Consider the following 1,081-nt stretch of genomic DNA (forward strand, 5'->3'; position numbering starts at 1 on the left):
GACGACGTCGATCCCGCCGCCGTCGGGCTGCTTGGCTGCGGTGTGATGGCCGGCATCGGTGCCGCCATCAACACCGGCGAGGTCAAGCGCGGCGAGTCCGTGGCCGTGATCGGCTGCGGCGGGGTGGGCATCGCCGCGATCGCCGGTGCCAGGCTCGCCGGCGCCACAACGATCATTGCCGTGGACATCGACGCCAACAAGCTGGAGATGGCCAAGTCCCTGGGCGCCACCCACGGGGTGGATTCGGGCAAGGAGGACCCCGTCGCGGCGATCCGGGCCCTCACCGGGGGCAACGGCGCGGACGTGGTGATCGACGCCGTCGGCCGTCCCGAAACGTTCAGGCAGGCGTTCTACGCCCGCGACCTCGCCGGCCGGGCGGTGCTGGTGGGTGTCCCGGCGCCGGACACGACCCTGGAACTTCCCCTGCTGGACGTCTTTGGCCGGGGCGGGTCGCTGAAGTCCTCCTGGTACGGGGACTGCCTGCCCTCCCGCGATTTCCCCATGCTCGTGGCGCACTACAAGCAGGGCAACCTTGACCTGGACGCCTTCGTCACCGAACGGATCAGCATCGACCAGGTGGAGGAAGCCTTCGCGAAGATGCACGAGGGCAAGGTCCTGCGCTCGGTTGTTCAAGTACAGACCCTGAAGGAGTTCTCATGACAGTTAACATCGACAACCTGGTCACCTCGGGCACGTTCTCGCTCGACGGCGGCACCTGGGACGTGGACAACAACGTCTGGATCGTGGGCAACGACACTGAATGCGTGATCATCGACTCCCCGCACGACGCCGCAGCGATCATCAACCAGGTCCGCGGCCGGAAAGTCCTGGCCATCCTCCTCACCCACGCCCACAACGACCACATCGGCGCCGCCCGCGAAGTCGCTGCCGCCGTCGGCGCACCGATCATCCTGAACCCCGAGGACCTGGTCCTCTGGAAGCAGGTCTACCCCGACACGGAACCGGACCGGTACCACGGGGACGGCGACGTGTTCGAGGTGGGCGGCACCGCGCTGTTGGCCATCCACACCCCGGGCCATTCCCCGGGCTCCACCTGCTTCTACCTCGAAAGCGAGGGAAC

The 1,081-nt window shown here is 67.5% G+C and carries 2 protein-coding genes; both read left to right on the top strand.

Annotated features, from left to right (window positions below):
- Positions 1 to 660, top strand: a 660-nt coding sequence (locus IAQ70_RS22465) for a zinc-binding dehydrogenase (protein WP_190992167.1), incomplete at its 5' end; no start/stop codon positions are given.
- Positions 657 to 1,081, top strand: a 425-nt coding sequence (locus tag IAQ70_RS22470) for an MBL fold metallo-hydrolase (protein ID WP_190992168.1), incomplete at its 3' end; no start/stop codon positions are given. The genes IAQ70_RS22465 and IAQ70_RS22470, both read left to right, overlap by 4 nt.

The sequence above is a fragment of the Pseudarthrobacter sulfonivorans genome (assembly GCF_014712225.1).
Lineage (GTDB): Bacteria > Actinomycetota > Actinomycetes > Actinomycetales > Micrococcaceae > Arthrobacter > Arthrobacter sulfonivorans.